Origin of the sequence: Serratia sp. BNK-4 (genome assembly GCF_048685115.1) — a bacterium.
GTDB lineage: Bacteria > Pseudomonadota > Gammaproteobacteria > Enterobacterales > Enterobacteriaceae > Serratia > Serratia bockelmannii.
On record NZ_JBLQTM010000001.1, the window covers coordinates 432,382 to 452,105 of the forward strand.

At 60.1% G+C, this 19,724-nt stretch carries 16 protein-coding genes and 1 riboswitch; of the genes, 5 read left to right on the forward strand and 11 right to left on the reverse strand.

The window, feature by feature from the left end; genetic code table 11:
- Positions 1-25: 25 nt before the first annotated feature.
- From ilvN to sgrR, 7 genes are all read right to left on the reverse strand, one after another.
- Positions 26-319 (reverse strand): acetolactate synthase small subunit, encoded by a 294-nt coding sequence (gene ilvN, locus ACMGGW_RS02030; protein ID WP_016929110.1) that lies wholly within the window; start codon positions 317-319, stop codon positions 26-28.
- A 3-nt stretch (positions 320-322) separates the two neighbouring features.
- Positions 323-2,017 carry an acetolactate synthase large subunit gene (gene ilvB, locus ACMGGW_RS02035; RefSeq protein ID WP_033651682.1) on the reverse strand — a complete coding sequence of 565 codons (1,695 nt, stop codon included), beginning with the start codon at positions 2,015-2,017 and terminating at the stop codon, positions 323-325.
- 111 nt (positions 2,018-2,128) lie between these two features.
- A complete protein-coding gene (gene ivbL / locus ACMGGW_RS02040) occupies positions 2,129-2,242 on the reverse strand; it encodes an ilvB operon leader peptide IvbL (protein WP_154747116.1) in 114 nt (37 codons plus the stop codon).
- Between the two features lie 88 nt (positions 2,243-2,330).
- Positions 2,331-3,035: a thiamine ABC transporter ATP-binding protein ThiQ gene (gene thiQ / locus ACMGGW_RS02045; protein WP_025301552.1), complete on the reverse strand. Its 705-nt coding sequence runs from the start codon at positions 3,033-3,035 to the stop codon at positions 2,331-2,333.
- The gene (gene thiP / locus ACMGGW_RS02050) at positions 3,022-4,629 is read right to left on the reverse strand and encodes a thiamine/thiamine pyrophosphate ABC transporter permease ThiP (protein ID WP_197832147.1); all 1,608 of its coding nucleotides are present in this window, start codon (positions 4,627-4,629) and stop codon (positions 3,022-3,024) included. The genes thiQ and thiP overlap by 14 nt, the downstream gene beginning before the upstream one ends.
- Positions 4,605-5,591: a thiamine ABC transporter substrate binding subunit gene (thiB, locus tag ACMGGW_RS02055; protein ID WP_197832148.1), complete on the reverse strand. Its 987-nt coding sequence runs from the start codon at positions 5,589-5,591 to the stop codon at positions 4,605-4,607. Before thiB ends, thiP begins: the two co-directional genes overlap by 25 nt.
- A gap of 57 nt (positions 5,592-5,648) precedes the next feature.
- Positions 5,649-5,768: riboswitch (TPP riboswitch) on the reverse strand.
- Positions 5,769-5,805: 37 nt separating this feature from the next.
- Positions 5,806-7,467, reverse strand: coding sequence for an HTH-type transcriptional regulator SgrR (gene sgrR, locus ACMGGW_RS02060; RefSeq protein WP_025301555.1), 1,662 nt, complete (start codon positions 7,465-7,467; stop codon positions 5,806-5,808).
- 90 nt (positions 7,468-7,557) lie between these two features.
- On the opposite strand from sgrR, the gene sgrT reads away from it, so the two are divergent.
- The 3 genes from sgrT (at position 7,558) to ACMGGW_RS02075 (ending at position 10,699) form a co-directional block, all read left to right on the forward strand.
- Positions 7,558-7,731 carry a glucose uptake inhibitor SgrT gene (gene sgrT / locus ACMGGW_RS02065; protein WP_071826098.1) on the forward strand — a complete coding sequence of 58 codons (174 nt, stop codon included), beginning with the start codon at positions 7,558-7,560 and terminating at the stop codon, positions 7,729-7,731.
- A 154-nt stretch (positions 7,732-7,885) separates the two neighbouring features.
- Entirely contained in the window at positions 7,886-9,082 is a 1,197-nt protein-coding gene (locus tag ACMGGW_RS02070) for a sugar efflux transporter (protein WP_060434222.1), read from the forward strand.
- 144 nt (positions 9,083-9,226) lie between these two features.
- On the forward strand, positions 9,227-10,699 hold the full coding sequence (locus ACMGGW_RS02075) for a DASS family sodium-coupled anion symporter (protein ID WP_025301557.1): 1,473 nt from the start codon (positions 9,227-9,229) through the stop codon (positions 10,697-10,699).
- A 37-nt stretch (positions 10,700-10,736) separates the two neighbouring features.
- Here the strand turns inward: ACMGGW_RS02075 and leuD are convergent, their stop codons facing one another.
- From leuD to leuA, 4 genes are read right to left on the reverse strand one after another with little or no spacing between them, the layout of a single operon-like run.
- Positions 10,737-11,339 carry a 3-isopropylmalate dehydratase small subunit gene (gene leuD / locus ACMGGW_RS02080; RefSeq protein ID WP_004932829.1) on the reverse strand — a complete coding sequence of 201 codons (603 nt, stop codon included), beginning with the start codon at positions 11,337-11,339 and terminating at the stop codon, positions 10,737-10,739.
- A gap of 9 nt (positions 11,340-11,348) precedes the next feature.
- Positions 11,349-12,749, reverse strand: a complete 1,401-nt coding sequence (gene leuC, locus ACMGGW_RS02085; RefSeq protein WP_025301558.1) for a 3-isopropylmalate dehydratase large subunit — start codon at positions 12,747-12,749, stop codon at positions 11,349-11,351.
- A 1-nt stretch (position 12,750) separates the two neighbouring features.
- Positions 12,751-13,842 (reverse strand): 3-isopropylmalate dehydrogenase, encoded by a 1,092-nt coding sequence (gene leuB, locus ACMGGW_RS02090; RefSeq protein ID WP_025159635.1) that lies wholly within the window; start codon positions 13,840-13,842, stop codon positions 12,751-12,753.
- A 2-nt stretch (positions 13,843-13,844) separates the two neighbouring features.
- On the reverse strand, positions 13,845-15,419 hold the full coding sequence (leuA, locus tag ACMGGW_RS02095; protein WP_033641848.1) for a 2-isopropylmalate synthase: 1,575 nt from the start codon (positions 15,417-15,419) through the stop codon (positions 13,845-13,847).
- Between the two features lie 872 nt (positions 15,420-16,291).
- Between leuA and leuO the strand changes: the two genes are divergently transcribed.
- Both leuO and ACMGGW_RS02105 read left to right on the forward strand, forming a co-directional pair.
- Positions 16,292-17,239 (forward strand): transcriptional regulator LeuO, encoded by a 948-nt coding sequence (leuO, locus tag ACMGGW_RS02100; protein ID WP_025301560.1) that lies wholly within the window; start codon positions 16,292-16,294, stop codon positions 17,237-17,239.
- 465 nt (positions 17,240-17,704) lie between these two features.
- On the forward strand, positions 17,705-19,513 hold the full coding sequence (locus ACMGGW_RS02105) for an AMP-binding protein (protein ID WP_197833518.1): 1,809 nt from the start codon (positions 17,705-17,707) through the stop codon (positions 19,511-19,513).
- The last annotated feature ends 211 nt before the right edge of the window (positions 19,514-19,724 follow it).

Consider the following 19,724-nt stretch of genomic DNA (forward strand, 5'->3'; position numbering starts at 1 on the left):
TGCGGGGGCGTAAGCCCCCTTCGTATCACTGGAAGAAGGCTTCCAGCTGTTCAAATACCCGCACGTCTTCGCTGTGGCGCTTCACCTGCAGCACGTCTTCCAGCTTTTCTACCTGGCTTATCATTTGCTCCAGCCGCTGATCGTCGGCGACCAATAGCCAAATGCGGCTCTGCTGGCCGTCCTTCAGCGGCAGACACAGAATGCCTTCGACGTTGAACGCGCGGCGGGCGAACAACCCACAAACGTGCGACATGACGCCGGGATGGTTGCGCACGGCCAGCTCCAGGATCACCTGGGGTTTATCTTGTGGTTGCAGCATGGCTTATTCTCCAATCATGTCGATGTTGGCGGCGCCCGGTGGCACCATCGGGAATACTTTTTCGTTGATATCGATCAGCGCGTGGATCAGGCAAGGGCCTGGGCGCTGGATCGCCTCCGCCAGCGCCGCCTGCGGATCTTCCGCAGCATTCAGATCGCAGGTATCCAGCCCGAATCCGGCGGCGATTTTCAGGAAGTCGGTACGCTTCGGATAGGCGGCGGCGAAGATGCGCTGTTGGTAGAACAGGGTCTGCTGCTGGTGCACCAGCCCCAATGCCTGGTTGTTCATCAAAATGATTTTCACGTCCAAATCGTGCTCGACCGCGGTGGCCATTTCCTGAATGTTCATCATCAGGCTGCCGTCGCCGGAGAAGCACAGTACTTTGCGCTCGGGCTCTGCCAACGCCGCGCCGATCGCCGCCGGCAGACCGAAGCCCATGGTGCCCAGGCCGCCCGACGTCAGCCACTGGCGCGGCCGGCTCAGCGGATAGGCCTGCGCTACCCACATCTGATGCTGGCCCACGTCGGTGGTGATGATGGCGCTGTCGTCCACGCAGCGCGCGGCGGCCAGCACCAGGCCGTAATGGCTCAGCGGATCGTCGGCGTTCGGCATGTTGAACGGGAATTCGCGTTTCAGGTCGTTGACGGTGTTCAGCCATGCGCTGCGTGGCTGCGTGTCGATCTGCGGCAGCAGCTGTTCCAGCACCTGGCCGACGTCGGCATGGATTGCCACGTTGGCCTGTTTGACCTTGCCCAGCTCGGCGCGGTCGATATCCACGTGAATGATGGCGGCGTTAGGGCAGAACTGCTCGGTTTTGCCGATTGCCCGATCGTCGAAGCGTGCGCCCAGCACGATCAGCAGATCGGCCTCCTGCAGAATGAAGTTGGTGCTGCGCGCCGCGTGCATGCCCAACATGCCCAGCGACAGCGGGTGTTCCACCGGCATCGCGCCCAGCGCCATCAGCGTCATGGTGGTAGGCAGACCGGCGCGCTCGGCCAGTTCCACCGCCTGGCGGTGAGCGTCGGCGCAGATGATGCCGCCGCCCAGGTAGAGGATCGGGCGTTTCGCCTGGTTGATCATCGTGGCGGCCTGAGAAACCAGCGCCGGATCGAAGCTCGGAGCGGCGTCCGGCACGGCGATCGGCGGCAGTTCTTCCAGGGTAATGGTGGCGGTTTGCACGTCTTTCGGCACATCGATCCAGACCGGGCCGGGGCGGCCGGACTCGGCGATGCGGAAGGCGTCGCCAATCACCTGCGGCAGTTCGCGGATATCGCGCACCAGATGGTTGTGCTTGGTGATCGGGATGGAAATGCCGTACGTATCGACTTCCTGGAAGGCGTCAGTGCCGATCATCGAGGAGGGCACCTGACCGGTGATGCACACCAGCGGAATGGAGTCGAGCTTGGCGTCGGCGATAGCGGTGACCAGGTTGGTGGCGCCCGGCCCGCTGGAGGCGATGCACACCGCCGCCTTGCCGTTGGCGCGCGCCATGCCTTGCGCCATAAAGCCCGCGCCCTGTTCGTGGCGCGCCAGCACGTGGTGAATGCGGGTGCTTTGGCTCAGCGCGTCATACAGCGGCAGCGCCGCACCGCCGGGGATGCCGGCGACGGTGGTGATGCCCTGACGCTCCAGCAAATGAACGATCAATTGTGCGCCGGTAAAGCGGGTACTCGGTTGAGGCGTGCCCGAAGTTGCCATGTTCCTGTCCTTTCTCAAGGCCGGTGAGCTTTGCTGGGCAGGGTGCTAAAACAAGAAACCCCGCCCGGTTTGCGCCGGCGGGGTTTGGGAATCGATGCGTTGATTCGGACCCTACGGCGCATTGCCGACGACCACCACCACACGCACGACGACCACCGCGGCTGGTAGCGCGGTAACTAGTAGGGTCGAAGTCAGCGAGGATGCGATCACAGGGAACCTTATCATCAGTAAAAAAAGTCAGGTTTTTATAAAAACACAGGCGCAAAATTCGCACAACAGGTTTATTGGCGCAGCATAAAAAACGCGCGTCAGATCACGCTTTACCCGAAATGCCCAACACGCGCGCTTCCGGTGCGCTGCCGTCCAGCAGGGCCTGCGTCGGGCCGTCGTAGTAGATGCGGCCGTCGACCACCAGCAGCGTGCGCGGTGCGATGCGTGCGGCGTCGTCGAGATTGTGCGACACCATCAGCAGCGTCAGATTACGCTGTTCGCACACCGTCTGCAGCAGCTGCAACATCTCGTTGCGCAGCGCCGGATCGAGCGCCGAGAAGGGCTCGTCGAGCAGCAGGATCGGCCGTTGGCGAATCAAACAGCGCGCCAGCGCGGCGCGCTGACGCTGGCCGCCGGAAAGCTGCGACGGCAGGCGCTCCAGGTGCTCCTCCAGGCCGACCTGACGGGCGATATGCGCCCGCTGTTGGCGCTGTTGTTCAGTCAGGCGCAGGCCGGGATCCAATCCCAGCCCGATGTTCTGCGCCACCGTCAGGTGCGCGAACAGGTTGTTCTCCTGAAACAGCATCGACACCGGCCGCTTGGCCGGCGGCGTGGCGGTATGATCTTCGCCGTTCAGCAGCAGCCGGCCGCTGGCCGCCGGCAGAAAACCGGCGATCAGGCTCAGCAGGGTGCTTTTACCGGCGCCGCTGGGGCCGAGCACCGCGACGCGCTCGCCCGGCTGGATGCGCAGATCAAAGCGCATCGGCAGGTGTTCATACAGGTAGGTCAGTTTTTCAAGCGTCAGCATGGCGCCCCGGTAAGCGTTCGATCAGGGTAAACAGCAGGAAGCACAGCAGCAGCAGCAGCAGCGCGGTCACAGCCCCGTCGTTGCTGCGGTAGGCGCCAATCTGCTGATACAGGTAAAAAGGCAGGGTACGGAAATGCTCATTGCCAAACAAGGCGACCACGCCGAAATCGCCGATCGACAGCACGCAGGCGAAGGCCAGCGCCTGCGCCAGCGGGCGGCGCAGGGCGCGCAGTTCGATCAGCCGCAGCCGCTGCCAACCGCGGATATCCAGCGACAGGCACAGCGGGTTGTAACGTTCGGCGAGGTCGCGCATCGGGTTCTCCAACACCTTCAGCGCATAGGGCACCGCCATCAGCGCATTGGTGAGGATCACCAGCGCATAGGGCGACTGCGGCAGCCCGATCGTATCGCTCAGCAGCAGGAAGAAGCCAGTGGCCAGCACGATGCCCGGCATCGCCAGGATCACCATGCCGCTCAGCTCCAGCGCCTGGCCGCCGCGCAGCTGCTGCCGCAGCTTCAGCTCGCGGCTGCTCCACAGCAGCATCATCGTGAGCGCTACGCACAGCAGCCCGGCGCCGAGGGCGATGCGCAGCGACGTGAACAGCGCCTGCCACAGCACCGGCTGGCGCAGCACGCTGACGACGGCCTGATTGGCGCCGTCGGCAATCACCGCCAGCAGGGGCGGCAGCAGCAGCAGCAGCGCGGCGGCGATCAGCAGAAAATCGCTGATGCGCCGCCACCGGCTGTCTTCCGGGTTGCGCCAGCGCTGGGCGTGGGTATGGCCCACCGGCAGCACCTGGCTCAGGCGCTGGCTGATCAACACCAGCCCCAGACAACAGCTTAACTGGATCAGCGCCAGCATGGCGGCGCGGCCCAGATCGTAGTCGTAACTCAGCGCCTGGTAGATCGCCAGTTCGATGGTGGTGGCCTGCGGTCCACCGCCCAGCGACAGCACGGTGGCGAAGCTGGCGAAACACAGCATGAAGATCAACGCGCCGCTCGGCAGGATCTGGCGGCGCAGCGCCGGCCATTCGACGAAGCGGAACTGCTGCCAGCCGCTCATGCCCAGCTGGGCGGCCAGCTGGCGCTGCTCCACCGGAATGTTCTCCAGCGCTTGCAACAACAGGCGGGCGGCCAGTGGCAGGTTAAAGAACAGGTGCGCCAGCAGAATGCCCTGCAGCCCGTAGGGCGAGAAATCATACTCGACACCTAGCCAGCCGCACAGCGTCGCTAGCCAACCCTGGCGCCCATAGACGCTGAGCAGGCCGAACACCGCCACCAGCACCGGCAGCACCAGCGTCATGGCGCACAGCTGCAGCAGCAGCTGCCGGCCGGGGAAACGGCGGCGATAGAGCGCGCGCGCCAGCAGAACGGCGGGCAGCACCGAAATCAGCGCTGACAGCAGCGCCTGCCAGAAGGTGAAGCGCACCACGTGCCACAAGTAGCTGTCCTGCCACAGGCCGCGCCAGTCGCTGTCCGGCGCGTGACGCCACAGCGAACCCATCGCCAGTGCGGCGACCAGCAGGATCACGCCGGCGGCCAGCAGCCCCGGCCAGAGCCAGCGGGGGATCAGCGGCTGACGGCGGTTTGCCATGCCCGGATCCAGCCGCCGCGTTGTGTGGCCACCTCTTCGGCGCTGTATTGCAGCGCGGTATGCGGCACGTTCATCTGCTCAAAACCGACGGGCAGCGGGGTGTTGATCACCGGGTACATCCAGTTGCCGGTCGGGATGGTGTTCTGGAATGCCGGCGTCACCATGAACTGCATGAAGCGCTCCGCCAGCTCAGGCTGTTTGGCGGCCTTCAGCTTGCCCGCCACTTCCACCTGCAGGTAGTGACCTTCGCTGAACATGGCGGCGGCATAGAGATCTTTTTTCTCTGCGATCAGGTGATAGGCGGGAGAGGTGGTGTAGCTGAGCACCAGATCGCCTTCGCCTTTCAGGAACAGGCCGTAGGCCTCGCTCCAGCCTTTGGTAACGGTGACGGTCTTTTTCGCTAACTGCTGCCAGGCGGCCGGCGCCTTATCGCCATACACTTTTTGCATCCACAGCAGCAGGCCGAGGCCCGGCGTGCTGGTGCGGGGATCTTCGTAAATCACCTTCCAGTTGCGATCGCTGCTGATCAGCTCCTGCAGGCTTTTTGGCGGGTTCTTCAGTTTTTCTTTGTTGTAGACGAAGGCGAAGTATCCGTAGTCGTAAGGCACGAAGGTCGTATCCTGCCAGCCGCCCGGCACCGTCAGTTTGGCGGTTTCGACGCCGCTCGGCGCGAACAGGCCGGTTTGCTGCGCCGCCTGCAACAGGTTATTGTCTAACCCCAGCACCACGTCGGCGGCGCTGTTCTTGCCCTCCATGCGCAGGCGGTTCAGCAGCGAGACGCCGTCTTCCAGCGCGACGAACTTCAGTTCACAGTCGCACTCGGCTTCGAAGGCTTTTTTCACCGCCGGGCCTGGGCCCCAGTCGGCGGCGAAGGAATCGTAGGTGTATACCGTCAGCGTCGGCTTGGCGAACACCGGCGCGGCGCACAGCAGCAATAAGCAGGGCAGATATTTTTTGACCACGTTGCACTCCTGAAAAATAAGGGGGCAAGGGTATCTGAGGGGGCGAGGCGGCGTCGCCGGTTCGCTGGGCTCAAATCCCTCCGCCGGTATTGACCGGATCAGGTTCGACGGGTGTGCTCTCAGCGGAAAATCGGGCTTATGCACACGGCCCGACTCACCGCACCCCGTTGAGACGGCGCTATTGTAAAGATTAACCGACCCGGGCGAAAGGCGCTTATGCCTCCGGCGGGGCAAACCAGGCTGACTTGAAGTCGAACCAGCCGAGGGTGTTCATTCGCACGCCGCGCATGCTGCGCTGGCCGTGCAGCTGCAGCCAGTGGTGGAACAGCGGATGTAGCTGGTGGTTGCTGACTAGCCGCTGGCAAAACTCCGCCAGCGGCAAGCGGTTGGCGCGCCATAACTCCGCGTCCTGCGCCAGATCCTCGTTCATGCAGTGCTGCATCAGCGGCAGTTCGTACAGCGTGGCGAACAGCGAAAACTCCAGCGGCAGATAGAAGTTGGCGCTGCCGAGCCACAGATCGCTGCGCGCGTCGCCCTGGTGCCAGGTGGCGTAATCCACGCTTTGTACGATCAGGCGGATGCCGTGCTGCGCCAACAGCGGTTCGATCGCCTGGCGAATGGCGTGAAACTCCGAATGCTCATTGAAGTGGGTCATCGTCAGTTCAGTCAGCCCCGCCGGTTTGGGTTGCTGCGCCAGCGTGCGGTTGTGGTGCCAGCGCGGCAGCAGGCCGTATGCCGGCGACCAATAGCGCTGGTAGAGCGGCCCGGCGTGGCCCAGCAGTGAAATGGGGTTGATCAATTCGCACAGCCAGCTGCGAATGGCGGGGTCGGCGGCCAACGTGGAACGCTGATCGAACAGCAAGAAATAACAGCCCTCTTCCAGTCGGCTTTCCAGTTCGTTTTTGCCGGTTTCATCGCCCTGCAGCTGCACGCCGGAGTGCACCAGCTCTTCGGAGAACTCCGGCAGCACCCAGATGTTCACCTCGTCGATCAGCGCCCGGTAGCCGAAATAGTCGTCGAAGGCGTGGATCTTCATCTGGCTGGGAAGATTGCGCACCACGCGGTAGGGGCCGGTGCCGACCGGATGGCGGGCGAAGTCCGGCAGTTCGCGCCATTCGCGCGGCAGGATCATGGCCTGCACGCTGCCCAGCAGCCAGGGTAGCCAGTGGTCGGGGCTGCGCAGATGCACGTCGATAACGAACGGCGTCGGCGAGGTGACGCTTTCGATATGTGAGAACAGCGGTTGCGAGGTCAGACGCGAGAGGGAAGTGATGACGTCTGCCATCTCCAGCTCGCGGCCGTGATGAAAATGGATCGCCGGGCGCAGGTAAAACCGCCAGTGCAAGGGCGTCAGCGCCTGCCAATGGTGGGACAGATCGGACTCCAGTTCCCCGTTTTCCTCATTTATGCGCGTCAGGCCGTTGAAGATCTGGCGCGCCAAATGGGTTTCCGAACGCCGCAGCGCCGAGCCGGGCAGCAGGTTGTACAACTGCCGGTAGTAGAGCACCCGCAGGATGTGTTTACCCTGGCGGAAGCTGCGCCCCAGCTGCGACAGCAGCATTTGGCGCACCACGTTTTTGTCGCCCACCAGCTGCACCAACTGATCGATGCGATCCTGTTCCAACAGCTCCTCGGCCCGCTGTTGCTGCAGCGCCAGGCCGGTGTAGTGGAAGGTTAACCGTGAACGCTTGCCGCGCCCCGACTCCGCCTGCCAGGTGAGCCAGCCTTCCCGCTGCATGGCGCTCAGCAGGGAGCGCACGTGGCGCCGCGAGCAGCTGAGCACCTCCGCCAGATCCTGCAGGGTGGTGTCGGTGGTTTCACCGTGGCAGCGCTGCCACAGGCGGATGAACTGTTGCTGCAATCTGGACGTGGACATAAAAGAGGAACGCTCCCGCCTCAACTCGTCAATTTTTCTTTCCCTATATTACGCCGATAATTTTCATCAATGAAAGGGGAGGGCGTAATCATGAAAGCTTTCTTATCCAAACAGTTCTATCAGCGCTATTTCAGCGCGGTGCGCCGTCAACGCGCCGACTGGCTGAGCGTGGTGCCCGAACAGGCGCGGCTGGCGATGCTGGCACACCTGACGCAATGGGACATCAAAGAGATGACCGATAAGCAATATCGCGAGCACCTGTAGGGGCTGCGGCAACAAGTTTCTGAGTAATGGTGCTGTTTCACCAGCCAGTGGGGCAACCCACTGGTTTTTTTATGCATGGACATGGCGATGCGCTTGCATTTTTCTTGCCGTGGCCTAAGGTTCTTTCTTCTGCTTTGAGGTCAGGGAAGACGATATGCAACGCCTGAGCCGGTTGTCACTGCGCATTAACCCCATCTTTGCCGCATTCCTACTGATCGCTTTTCTCTCCGGCATCGCCGGCGCATTGCTGACGCCGACGCTCAGCCTGTTTCTGACCACCGAAGTTAAGGTGCGGCCGCTGTGGGTCGGGCTGTTTTACACCGCCAACGCGGTGGCCGGCATCGTCGTCAGCTTCCTGCTGGCCAAACGTTCCGACACCCGCGGCGATCGCCGCAGGCTGATCCTGCTGTGCTGCCTGATGGCGGTCGGTAACTGCCTGTTGTTCGCCTTTAACCGCGACTACCTGACGCTGATCACCGCCGGGGTGCTGATGTCCGCCGTTGCCAACACCGCCATGCCGCAGATCTTCGCGCTGGCGCGGGAATATGCCGATAGCGAGGCGCGTGAAGTGGTGATGTTCAGCTCGGTGATGCGCGCCCAGCTTTCGCTGGCGTGGGTGATCGGCCCGCCGCTGTCGTTTGCGTTGGCGCTGAACTACGGATTCACCGTGATGTTCCTGATCGCCGCCGCCACCTTCGCGGTTTGCGTGCTGCTGGTGGGGTTTATGCTGCCTTCGGTGCCGCGCGCGGCGGAAAATGAGGGGCTGCAGGGTGGGGTGTCTGCGCCGATCGCGCCCGCCAGTGCCTGGCGCAATCGCGACGTGCGGCTGCTGTTCATCGCCTCAATGCTGATGTGGACCTGCAACACCTTGTATATCATCGATATGCCGCTGTATATCACCGCCGATCTCGGCCTGCCGGAAGGGTTGGCCGGGGTGTTGATGGGTACCGCCGCCGGGCTGGAGATCCCGGCGATGCTGCTGGCCGGTTACTACGTCAAACGTTTCGGCAAGCGCAACATGATGCTGCTGGCGGTGGTGGCAGGCGTGCTGTTTTACCTCGGGCTGACGGTACTGGAGAGCAAGCCGGCCCTGATCGCGCTGCAGCTGCTCAACGCGGTGTTTATCGGTATCGTCGCCGGTATCGGCATGCTCTATTTTCAGGATTTGATGCCGGGCCGACCGGGCGCCGCCACCACGCTGTTCACCAACAGTATCTCGACCGGGGTGATCCTGGCCGGGGTGCTGCAGGGCGCACTGGTGGAGAACCTCGGTCATGGCTCGGTGTATTGGATGGCGGCGCTGTTGGCGCTGGCGGCGCTCGGGATGAGCGCCAAAGTGCGTGAAGTGTGAGGTTAAACGACGGCATTCTTGATGCAAGTCATTGAGAAGGCTGAAGCGGACGCCCAAGCTGAAGGCATATGGAGCGCGATCGTTGCGCCCACGCCCGTCTCGCTATTGAGATGCCGCCTTGTTGTTTAGAACAGTGGGAACGTTATGGATAAACTCACACCGCTCAAACCGCTTCCTTCCCTGTGCGCCCTCGCCGCCACGCTGATTATCTGGTTCCTCATTCCCGTACCGGAGGGCGTTGCGCCCAACGCCTGGCAGCTGCTGGCGCTGTTTATCGGCACCATCATCGCCATTATCGGCAAAGCGATGCCGATTGGCGCGGTCTCAGTGATCGCCATCGCCCTGGTGGCGGTGACCGGCGTCACCAATCCCGGCAAGCCGGGCGCCGCGCTGGACGATGCACTCAGCGGTTTTTCCAACCAGCTGATCTGGCTGATCGGCTTTTCGATCATGATCTCCCTCAGCCTGAACAAAACCGGGCTGGGCGCGCGCATCGGCTACTATTTTATTTCGCTGTTCGGCAAAAAAACGCTGGGCATCGCCTATGCGCTGACGCTGGCGGAAACCACGCTGGCGCCGGTGACGCCGAGCAACACCGCGCGCGGCGGCGGCATCATTCACCCGATCATGAAATCGATCGCCGACAGTTTCGGTTCAAAACCGGAGCTCAATACCTCCGGCAAGATCGGCCGCTACCTGTCGCTGGTGAACTACAACATCAACCCGGTCACCTCGGCGATGTTTATCACCGCCACTGCGCCTAACCCATTGATCGTCAGCCTGATCGCCAAAGGCACCCATGGCAGCTTCGAGCTGTCCTGGTCGATGTGGGCGATTGCCGCCCTGGTCCCGGGGCTGTGTTCGCTGCTCGTGATGCCGCTGGTCATCTACCTGTTGTATCCGCCGGAGGTGAAAAGCACCCCGGACGCGCCGCGCTTCGCGCGCGAAAAACTGCAGGCGTTGGGGCCGGTGACGCTGCCGGAAAAAATTACCCTCGGGGTGTTCGCGCTGTTGCTGATACTGTGGGCCGGCATTCCGGCGATGATCTTCGGCCCGGCGCTGGCGGTCAATCCCACCACCGCGGCGCTGATCGGCTTGGCGGTGCTGCTGGCCACCGGCGTGCTGAGCTGGGAGGATGTGCTGAAGCATAAAGGGGCCTGGGACACCGTGGTGTGGTTCTCGGCGCTGGTGATGATGGCCAGTTTCCTCGGCAAGCTGGGGCTGATCGGCTGGCTGTCGCAGACCGTGGGCAACGGCATTGACCATATGGGTATGAGCTGGGTGGGCGGTACGATCTTGCTGACTCTCATCTACTTGTATTCGCACTATTTCTTCGCCAGCACCACCGCGCACGTGACGGCGATGTTCGCCGCCTTCTTCGCCGCCGGCATCGCGCTTGGCGCGCCACCGGCGCTGCTGGGCCTGATCCTGGCGTTTTCTTCTTCGCTGATGATGTCGCTGACGCATTACGGCACCGGCACCGCGCCGATCATCTTTGGCTCCGGCTATGTGACGCTGGGAGAATGGTGGAAAGCGGGATGGGTGATGAGTGTGGTTAACCTGCTGATCTGGATGCTGATCGGCGGGGCGTGGTGGAAGCTGCTGGGCTACTGGTGAGGAAAAAATTCACCCGCCGGGCGGCGGGTGAAGGGGATTAATTCAGAAACGCCGGCTGCTGCGCTTCGTAGCGGGAGATGTCCGCTTCGTGCTGCAGCGTCAGGCCGATGCTGTCCAGCCCGTTGATCATGCAGTGGCGGCGGAAGCTGTCGATTTCGAACGGATAGCTTTTGCCGCCGGCGTTGACCGTCTGGTTCTCCAGATCCACCACGAACTCCGTCCCTTCGTTGGCGTCTACCAGTTTGAACAGTTCATCCACCTGCTGCTCGCTCAGCGTTACCGGCAACAGCTGGTTGTTAAATGAGTTGCCGTAGAAGATATCGGCGAAGCTCGGCGCGATCACCACTTTGAACCCGTAGTCGGTCAGCGCCCAAGGGGCGTGTTCGCGCGAGGAGCCGCAGCCGAAGTTCTCCCGCGCCAACAGGATGCTGGCGCCTTTATAGCGCGGTTTGTTCAGCACGAACGCCGGGTTCGGTTGCTGGCCGGCATCGTCGAGGAAGCGCCAGTCGTTGAACAGATGCTGGCCGAAACCGGTGCGGGTGACCTTCTGTAAGAACTGCTTGGGAATAATGGCGTCGGTGTCGACGTTGGCCGCATCCAAAGGCACCACTAAGCCGGTATGTTGAGTAAATTTAGCCACGTTAGCCCCTTAGTGAATATCACGGATGTCGGCGAAGTGACCGGCGACGGCGGCCGCGGCGGCCATCGCCGGGCTGACCAGGTGGGTGCGCCCACCGCGGCCCTGACGCCCTTCAAAATTACGGTTGCTGGTGGATGCGCAGCGCTCGCCCGGATTCAGACGGTCGTTGTTCATCGCCAGACACATTGAGCAACCCGGCAAACGCCATTCGAAACCGGCTTCGATAAAGATTTTGTCCAACCCTTCGGCTTCCGCCTGGGCCTTCACCGGGCCGGATCCCGGCACCACGATGGCCTGCACGCCGCTGGCGACCTTGCGCCCTTTGGCGATCGCCGCCGCCGCGCGCAGATCTTCGATGCGGGAGTTGGTGCAGGAGCCGATGAACACTTTGTCGATCGGCACGTCGGTCAATTTGATGCCCGGCTTCAAATCCATGTAGGCCAGCGCTTTCTCGGCGGAGGCGCGCTCGACCGGATCGTTGAACGATTCCGGCGCCGGGATCGCCTGATTGACGGCGATCACCTGGCCGGGGTTGGTGCCCCAGGTGACCTGCGGCGCGATCTCTTCGGCGCGCAGCGTCACCACGGTATCGAACTGGGCGTCGGCGTCGGACTTCAACGTGCGCCAGTAAGCGACCGCCTGCTCCCAGTTTTCGCCGGTTGGCGCGAACTGGCGCCCCTTCAGGTAGGCGAAGGTGGTGTCGTCCGGCGCCACTAAGCCGGCTTTGGCGCCCATTTCGATCGCCATGTTGCACAGGGTCATGCGGCCTTCCATGCTCAACGCTTCGATCGCTTTGCCGCAGAACTCCACCACGTGGCCGGTGCCGCCGGCGCTGCCGGTTTTGCCGATCACCGCCAGCACGATGTCTTTGGCGGTGATGCCCTCGGCGGCGTCGCCGGTGACTTCAATCTTCATGGTTTTGGCCCGGCCCTGCTTCAGAGTCTGGGTCGCCAGCACGTGTTCCACTTCGGAGGTGCCGATGCCGAACGCCAGCGAGCCGAAAGCGCCGTGGGTGGCGGTGTGCGAGTCGCCGCAGACGATGGTCATGCCCGGCAGCGTCATGCCTTGCTCAGGCCCGATCACGTGCACGATGCCCTGGAAGGGGTGATTCAGGTCATACAACGAAACGCCGAATTCCGCGCAGTTCTTGATCAACTCCTGCATCTGGATACGTGCCATCTCGCCGCTGGCGTTGATGTCTTTGGTCTGGGTCGACACGTTGTGATCCATGGTGGCGAAGGTTTTGCCGGGCTGGCGTACCTTGCGGCCCATGGCGCGCAGGCCGTCGAACGCCTGGGGTGAGGTGACTTCGTGCACCAGGTGACGGTCGATATACAGCAACGGCGTTTCGTTCGGTGCTTCGTACACCACGTGGGCGTCGTACAGCTTCTGGTATAAGGTCTTGGCCATGTTATGCCCCCTGAGCTACAAAGCGAGCGATGATGTCGCCCATTTCATCGGTGCTGACGGCTTTACCGTCACCGGCTAAATCGGCGGTGCGGTAGCCCTGTTCCAACGCCTGGTTGATGGCGCGCTCCACGGCGTCGGCCGCTTCATCGGCGCCCAGGCTGTAACGCAGCAACAGGGTGGCGGACAGGATCTGCGCAATCGGGTTGGCGATGCCTTTGCCTGCAATATCCGGCGCGGAACCGCCCGCCGGTTCGTACAGGCCGAAGCCTTGCTCGTTCAGGCTGGCGGACGGCAACATGCCCATCGAACCGGTGATCATCGCGCATTCGTCGGACAGGATGTCGCCGAACAGGTTGGAGCACAGCAACACGTCGAACTGGGACGGATCCTTGATCAGCTGCATGGTGGCGTTGTCGATATACATGTGCGACAGCGACACGTCCGGGTAATCCTTGGCAACCTGATTGACCACTTCACGCCACAGAATGGAGCTTTGCAGTACGTTGGCCTTGTCGATCGACGTCACTTTGTGGCGGCGCTTGCGGGCGGATTCGAAGGCGATGCGTGCGATGCGTTCAATCTCGAAACGGTGATACACCTCGGTATCGAAAGCGCGCTCCTGCATGCCCTGGCCTTCGCGGCCCTTCGGCTGGCCGAAGTAGATGCCACCGGTCAGTTCGCGCACGCACAGAATGTCGAAGCCGCGTGCGGCGATGTCGGCGCGCAGCGGGCAGAATGCCTCCAGCCCTTGATACAGGCGCGCCGGGCGCAGGTTGCTGAACAGTTTGAAGTGCTTGCGCAGCGGCAACAGCGCGCCGCGTTCCGGCTGCTCGGCCGGCGGCAGGTGTTCCCATTTCGGGCCGCCCACCGAGCCGAACAGGATGGCGTCGGCCTGCTCGCAGCCGGCGACGGTCGCCGCCGGCAACGGGCTGCCGTGGCGATCGATGGCGATGCCGCCGACGTCGTACTCGGCGGTGGTGATGCGAATATCAAAGCGTTGACGCACCGCGTCCAATACTTTGCGCGCCTGAGCCATTACTTCCGGGCCGATGCCGTCTCCGGGCAAGACGGCAATGTGATAAGTCTTCGTCATGTTCACACCGTTTCCTGATTATTTTGATGTTTGTTTTGCTGCAGGCGCTGCTTTTCTTTTTCTACCTGCTGTGAGCGCCAAATATTGTTCAACACGTGCACCATTGCCTTGGCAGAGGATTCGACGATGTCGGTCGCCAGGCCTACGCCGTGGAAGCGGCGGCCGTTGTAAGAGACGACGATATCCACCTGGCCCAGCGCGTCGCGGCCATGGCCCTTGGCGGTCAACTGGTACTTCACCAGCTCGATCGGGTAATCGGTGATGCGATTGATCGCCTGATAGACCGCATCGACCGGGCCGTTGCCGGTGGCGGCTTCGGCTTTCTCTTCGCCGCCGCAGATCAGTTTCACCGAGGCGGTGGCCATGATGCTGCTGCCGGACTGCACGCTGAAGTAGCCCAGGCTGAAGTGCTCCGGCTCTTCCTGCTGTTTATTGATGAAGGCCAACGCCTCCAGGTCATAGTCGAACACCTGGCCTTTTTTGTCGGCCAGCTTCAGGAAGGCGGCATACAGGGTATCCAGGTTGTAGTCCTGCTCCTGGTAGCCCATCTCTTCCATGCGGTGTTTCACCGCCGCGCGGCCGGAGCGGGAGGTCAGGTTCAACTGCACGTCCTTCAGGCCGATCGACTGCGGGGTCATGATTTCGTAGTTTTCGCGGTTCTTCAGCACGCCGTCCTGGTGAATGCCGGAGGAGTGGGCGAAGGCGTTGGCGCCGACGATCGCCTTGTTGGCCGGAATCGGCATGTTGCACAGCTGGCTGACGATCTGGCTGGTGCGGAAGATTTCCTGATGATTGATGTTGGTGTGCACGTTCATGATGTCCTGGCGCACTTTAATCGCCATGATCACCTCTTCCAGTGAACAGTTGCCGGCGCGCTCACCGATGCCGTTCAGGGTGCCTTCCACCTGACGGGCGCCGGCCTGGACCGCGGCAATGGAGTTGCCGACCGCCATGCCCAAATCGTCGTGGCAGTGTACGGAAATGATGGCTTTGTCGATGTTCGGCACGCGGTCATACAAGGTGGTGATGATGCCGCCGAACTGGTTCGGCGTGGTGTAGCCGACGGTGTCCGGAATATTGATGGTGGTGGCGCCGGCGTTGATGGCGGCTTCGACCACGCGGCACAGATTGTCGATCGGCGTGCGGCCGGCGTCTTCACAGGAGAACTCTACGTCGTCGGTGTAGTTGCGGGCGCGTTTGACCGAGCGCACCGCCATCTCCAACACTTCGTCGAACGAGCGCTTCAGCTTCGATTCGATATGCAGGGTGGAGGTGGCCAGGAACACGTGGATGCGGAACGCTTCGGCGACGCGCAGCGCTTCGGCGGCCACGTCGATGTCTTTGTCCACGCAGCGGGCCAGGCCGCAGACGCGACTGTTCTTGATCTGGCGCGCGATGGTTTGCACCGATTCGAAGTCGCCCGGCGAAGAGACCGGGAAGCCGACTTCCATCACGTCAACGCCCATTCTTTCCAGCGCCAGCGCAATCTGAATCTTCTCTTTTACGCTCAGGCTGGCCTGCAATGCCTGTTCGCCGTCACGCAGCGTGGTATCGAAAATAATGACTTGTTGGCTCATCGGTGCATTCCTTATCGTGTTGATTTCACGCTAAGCGGGCAAAAAAAAACCCGCGCAGTAGCGCGGGTTTCTTATGGGTGATCGGCTGAGTCAGCTCCGAACTTCATCCACAGGCATACCGCGCAAACAAGATGCGTTGAGTAGTAGGCCTAGTAGACGGTGGGTACGGATCATAAGGGTTCAGCTTCTCTTAAATTGGGTGTCTGCCTAATTTGATACGTGATTGGCCTGGCGATGTCAACACCTGATTGAATGCGGGGACAATGCACCGGCTAAGTGGCCAAACAGAGGAACATTCGGTAAAAATGCGGTGCTCTAGAGAAAAAGTGGGGCGCAGTTTGCGCGTTGCTTAGCATAAACGAATCGAATAGAGACTGCGCTAATTGCTTCTGGATTTTGTTGGGTTAAGATTTGTGATGAAAATTAAGAGAGATTAATCACGGGAGGCAACAAAATAACATTTTTAATTCAAATGATTGAAATTGGATTCATATGATTAATTGATTGTTTTAGTCATAATATAACAAAATAATGCGATTTTACACAAAGTGAGCAGTGTTTTTAGATGGTTTGATTGCTTATGATGTGTTTTTATAGTTTGTCTCATACAGTGCGGTTACGTTGTTTAATTGTATTAATCATTGTTAATACCTAATTGTTGGTACCACCCAGGTAGCATTCTTCCTGCTGACGGGATAAGTGACTGACATGCATTCCATATACGACTTATATCGTGTCGATAACACGAGGTTTTTTATCGGCTCATGACGGTAATAGCAGGATTTGTCGTGCAAAGATAAGACAATGCGGCGTTTCATTGTTTTTCGAGCATAAGGATTAGATTATCTACACAGGATTTAGTGGAGTGAAATATGGCTGAATATGATTCAGAAATCGCCATGGTCAAAGAGCCGGCGGACATCCATTTGCGCAGCGTCGATCTTAATTTGCTGACGGTGTTTGACGCCGTGATGCAAATGCAAAATATTACGCGAGCCGCTAATTCGTTGGGGATGTCGCAGCCGGCGGTGAGTAACGCGGTGGCGCGCCTGAAGGTGATGTTCAACGATGAACTGTTTGTGCGCTGCGGGCGCGGGATTCAGCCCACCATGCGCGCCAGGCAGCTGTTCGGGCCGGTGCGGCAAGCGCTGCAGCTGGTGCAAAATGAGTTGCCGGGATCTGAGTTTGAGCCGCTGACCAGCACGCGAGCGTTCTCCTTGTCGCTGTGCAGCCCGCTCGATTTACGTCTGGGCGCTGGAATAATCAATCACGTCAAACAGATCGCGCCGCAGCTTAACCTGCAAATAAAGTCATACATTAACAATAATATCGAACATCAATTGCGTTATCAGGACGTCGAGTTTGTCATCGGCTACAGCCGTTTCGAGTCGGCGGAGTTTCGCAGCCTGGCAATGTTCGACGACGAATTAGTGCTGGCGGTCGCGCAGGCGCACCCGCGAATAGGGGAGGAGGTGACGCCGGAGAAAATGTTGGCCGAACAGCACGCGGCAGTTTCTCTGGAAAGTTTTGGTTCTTTCAGTAAACCTTTTTATTTAGAGGAACCGATGCTGCGCACCGTGACACAACAGTGCACGGATCTCTACAGCGTGTTGAATATGGTGTCGCAAACGGACATGGTGGCGATTGCGCCCGCCTGGCTGGTGCGGCAACAGACGGAAGCGTTGAAAATAAAGTCGGTTCCTTTATGTGGCAACGATAATAAAGCCACTTGCTATCTCTCCTGGCATGAATCCTCCGAGCGGGATAAAGGCCACCAGTGGATGAAATCCGTTCTGATTGAGGCCGGTAACCCAAAGTAACGCGATAAAAAATGGGGTCATACAAAAATAATATTCAACTGAGCGTTTTTTTCTCATGATAAAAGCTAAGAACTATCTGGGTTTTTATTAAGATGTTTCTTGGTTTTACGGCGATAAAATAACTTATTTTCAGGGTGGGTTGGTTCGTTTACCAAAAATAATTAATATAAATTAATATTCTGATTTTTACTTTTCGGCTGGTATTTTAAACTAATTCGATGCGGCGGCCCGGATGGGCCGCGTTTTATTGCCGCCACCCAACCTTTTCTTTCCCGCTCTGTCCAACCCATGAAAGCGCGAAAGCCGGCCTGAGTTTTGGCTCACACTTCTACGCTGAAATCACTTTTCCCTCTGCCTGAGAGTAGGTAGACTGCGCGGAAAAAAGTAAACACGTGTAAGCTGAGATGAGGGCCGCAAGGCGTCGTTCAGGCTTAACTGTATGATTCATTTCAGGCTTAGAGCACTATGATCACTAATCTGCTGCAATACCATTTGATCCATCGTATACAGCATCAAATCACCCATCGAGCCGATCGCACAGCTTTTCGCCAATGGTCGCCAAACGGCGAGTTTCAATTGACCTGGGGAGAGGCCGCCACTCGTATTGATCGCATTGCAGCCGGGCTGCTGGGGCTTGGCGTCGACGTGCAAGAACGCATCGGTATTTTCGCCAATAACACGATGGCCTGGGCGTTGGCCGATCTCGCTATCCTGCATCTGCGCGGTGTCAGCGTACCGCTGTATTCCACCAATACGCCGGCACAGGCGGCGTTCGTCACCAACGACGCCGACATCCGTATACTATTCGTTGGCGAGCAGGCGCAGCTTGACGCCGCCATCGCGCTGCGCGGCGTCTGCCCGCAGCTGCGCCATATTGTCGTTTTCGACGAGGGGGCCGATCTGCGCGGCTGCGAGATCGCACAGCATCTGAGCGCCTTCGAACGCGCTGCCGATCCGGTGGCTTTTATCGTTCAACGTCGGCAGCGCATTGAAGAGTGCGACCTTCAGGATCTCTTCACCTTGATCTATACCTCGGGCACCACCGGTGAGCCTAAGGGGGTGATGCTGGACTACCGCAATCTGGCGGCGCAGCTCTACCTGCATGATGAAAGGCTGACGGTCGGCGAAGAAGATGTGTCGCTCAGTTTCCTGCCGCTGTCGCACGTGTTCGAGCGTGCCTGGAGCTTCTTTGTGATGCATTCCGGCGCGCAGAACGTCTTCCTGCCGAACACCGACTGGGTGCGGGAAGCGATGGGGCAGGTCCGCCCGACGCTGATGTGCGCGGTACCGCGTTTCTACGAGAAGATTTTCAGCGCGGTGCATGAAAAAGTGGCGCGCGCCCCTTGGCTGCGCCGCGCGCTGTTCCACTGGGCGATCGTCTGCGGGGAGCGCAAGTTCCTGCAGGAGCGGGCCGGCAAACCGTTGGGCAAACTGTTCGAACTCTCCCATCGCTGGGCCGACAAGCTGGTATTGAGCAAGCTGCGCGGTATCCTCGGCGGCCGGGTGCGCTTTCTACCGGCGGCGGGTGCCAAGCTGGATGACAATGTGATCCTGTTCTTCCAGGCGATGGGCGTCAACATCAAGTACGGCTACGGCATGACCGAAACCTGTGCGACCGTGTCCTGCTGGGAGGAAGGGCATTTCCGTTTCGGCTCCATCGGCAAACCGCTGCCGGAGGTCGAGGTGCGCATCGGTGAAGAAAATGAAATCCAGGTGCGAGGGCCGATCGTGATGCGCGGCTATTTCAACAAGCCATTGGAAACCGCCGCGACCTTTACCGCAGACGGCTGGCTGAAAACCGGCGATGCCGGGGCGATCGATGAAGAGGGCAATCTGTTCATCACCGAGCGCCTGAAGGATTTGATGAAAACCTCCGGCGGCAAATACATCGCGCCGCAGATGCTGGAAGGTACGCTGGCGCAGGACCGTTTTATCGAACAGGTGGCGATCATCGCCGATGCGCGCAAGTTCGTTTCCGCGCTGATCGTGCCGTGCTTTGAGTCGCTGGAAGAGTACGCGAAGTCAGTCAACCTGAAGTACCAAGATCGTCTGGAACTGCTGCGCAACGGTGAAATTCTCGAGATGTTCGAAAAGCGTCTGCGCGAGATGCAAAAGGAGCTGGCGCGCTTCGAACAGGTGAAGAAGTTCACTCTGCTGCCGGCGGCCTTTTCCATGGAGCTGGGAGAGCTGACGCCAACGCTGAAGCTGCGCCGCAAAGTGATCCTGCAGCGCTATCAGCGTGAAATCGACTCAATGTACCAGGAACAGGCTTGACGCTGCCGCCGGATCGCGCGTCCGGCGAAAAAAACGGCATATACCTCGCCTGATTTAGTTCTGTAATTTTCCCTCTGTTCGAAACAATGCCTAGCCTGACGCCTCTGGGGCTAGCGCATTGTTTTTATAAAGCCGCGATCTCCAGCCGCTTGGCAATAACCCCGCCGCCGTTAAGCCATTTTGCCGTTTGCCTGCCCCATCTTCTGACGTT

What these genes read in the sequence shown, in the direction of transcription:
- ilvN (WP_016929110.1), bottom strand. Translation starts at nt 319, where the DNA reads ATGCTGCAACCACAAGATAAACCCCAGGTGATCCTGGAGCTGGCCGTG.
- ilvB (WP_033651682.1), bottom strand. Translation starts at nt 2,017, where the DNA reads ATGGCAACTTCGGGCACGCCTCAACCGAGTACCCGCTTTACCGGCGCA.
- ivbL (WP_154747116.1), bottom strand. Translation starts at nt 2,242, where the DNA reads ATGATAAGGTTCCCTGTGATCGCATCCTCGCTGACTTCGACCCTACTA.
- thiQ (WP_025301552.1), bottom strand. Translation starts at nt 3,035, where the DNA reads ATGCTGACGCTTGAAAAACTGACCTACCTGTATGAACACCTGCCGATG.
- thiP (WP_197832147.1), bottom strand. Translation starts at nt 4,629, where the DNA reads ATGGCAAACCGCCGTCAGCCGCTGATCCCCCGCTGGCTCTGGCCGGGG.
- sgrR (WP_025301555.1), bottom strand. Translation starts at nt 7,467, where the DNA reads ATGTCCACGTCCAGATTGCAGCAACAGTTCATCCGCCTGTGGCAGCGC.
- sgrT (WP_071826098.1), top strand. Translation starts at nt 7,558, where the DNA reads ATGAAAGCTTTCTTATCCAAACAGTTCTATCAGCGCTATTTCAGCGCG.
- ACMGGW_RS02070 (WP_060434222.1), top strand. Translation starts at nt 7,886, where the DNA reads ATGCAACGCCTGAGCCGGTTGTCACTGCGCATTAACCCCATCTTTGCC.
- ACMGGW_RS02075 (WP_025301557.1), top strand. Translation starts at nt 9,227, where the DNA reads ATGGATAAACTCACACCGCTCAAACCGCTTCCTTCCCTGTGCGCCCTC.
- leuC (WP_025301558.1), bottom strand. Translation starts at nt 12,749, where the DNA reads ATGGCCAAGACCTTATACCAGAAGCTGTACGACGCCCACGTGGTGTAC.
- leuB (WP_025159635.1), bottom strand. Translation starts at nt 13,842, where the DNA reads ATGACGAAGACTTATCACATTGCCGTCTTGCCCGGAGACGGCATCGGC.
- leuA (WP_033641848.1), bottom strand. Translation starts at nt 15,419, where the DNA reads ATGAGCCAACAAGTCATTATTTTCGATACCACGCTGCGTGACGGCGAA.
- leuO (WP_025301560.1), top strand. Translation starts at nt 16,292, where the DNA reads ATGGCTGAATATGATTCAGAAATCGCCATGGTCAAAGAGCCGGCGGAC.
- ACMGGW_RS02105 (WP_197833518.1), top strand. Translation starts at nt 17,705, where the DNA reads ATGATCACTAATCTGCTGCAATACCATTTGATCCATCGTATACAGCAT.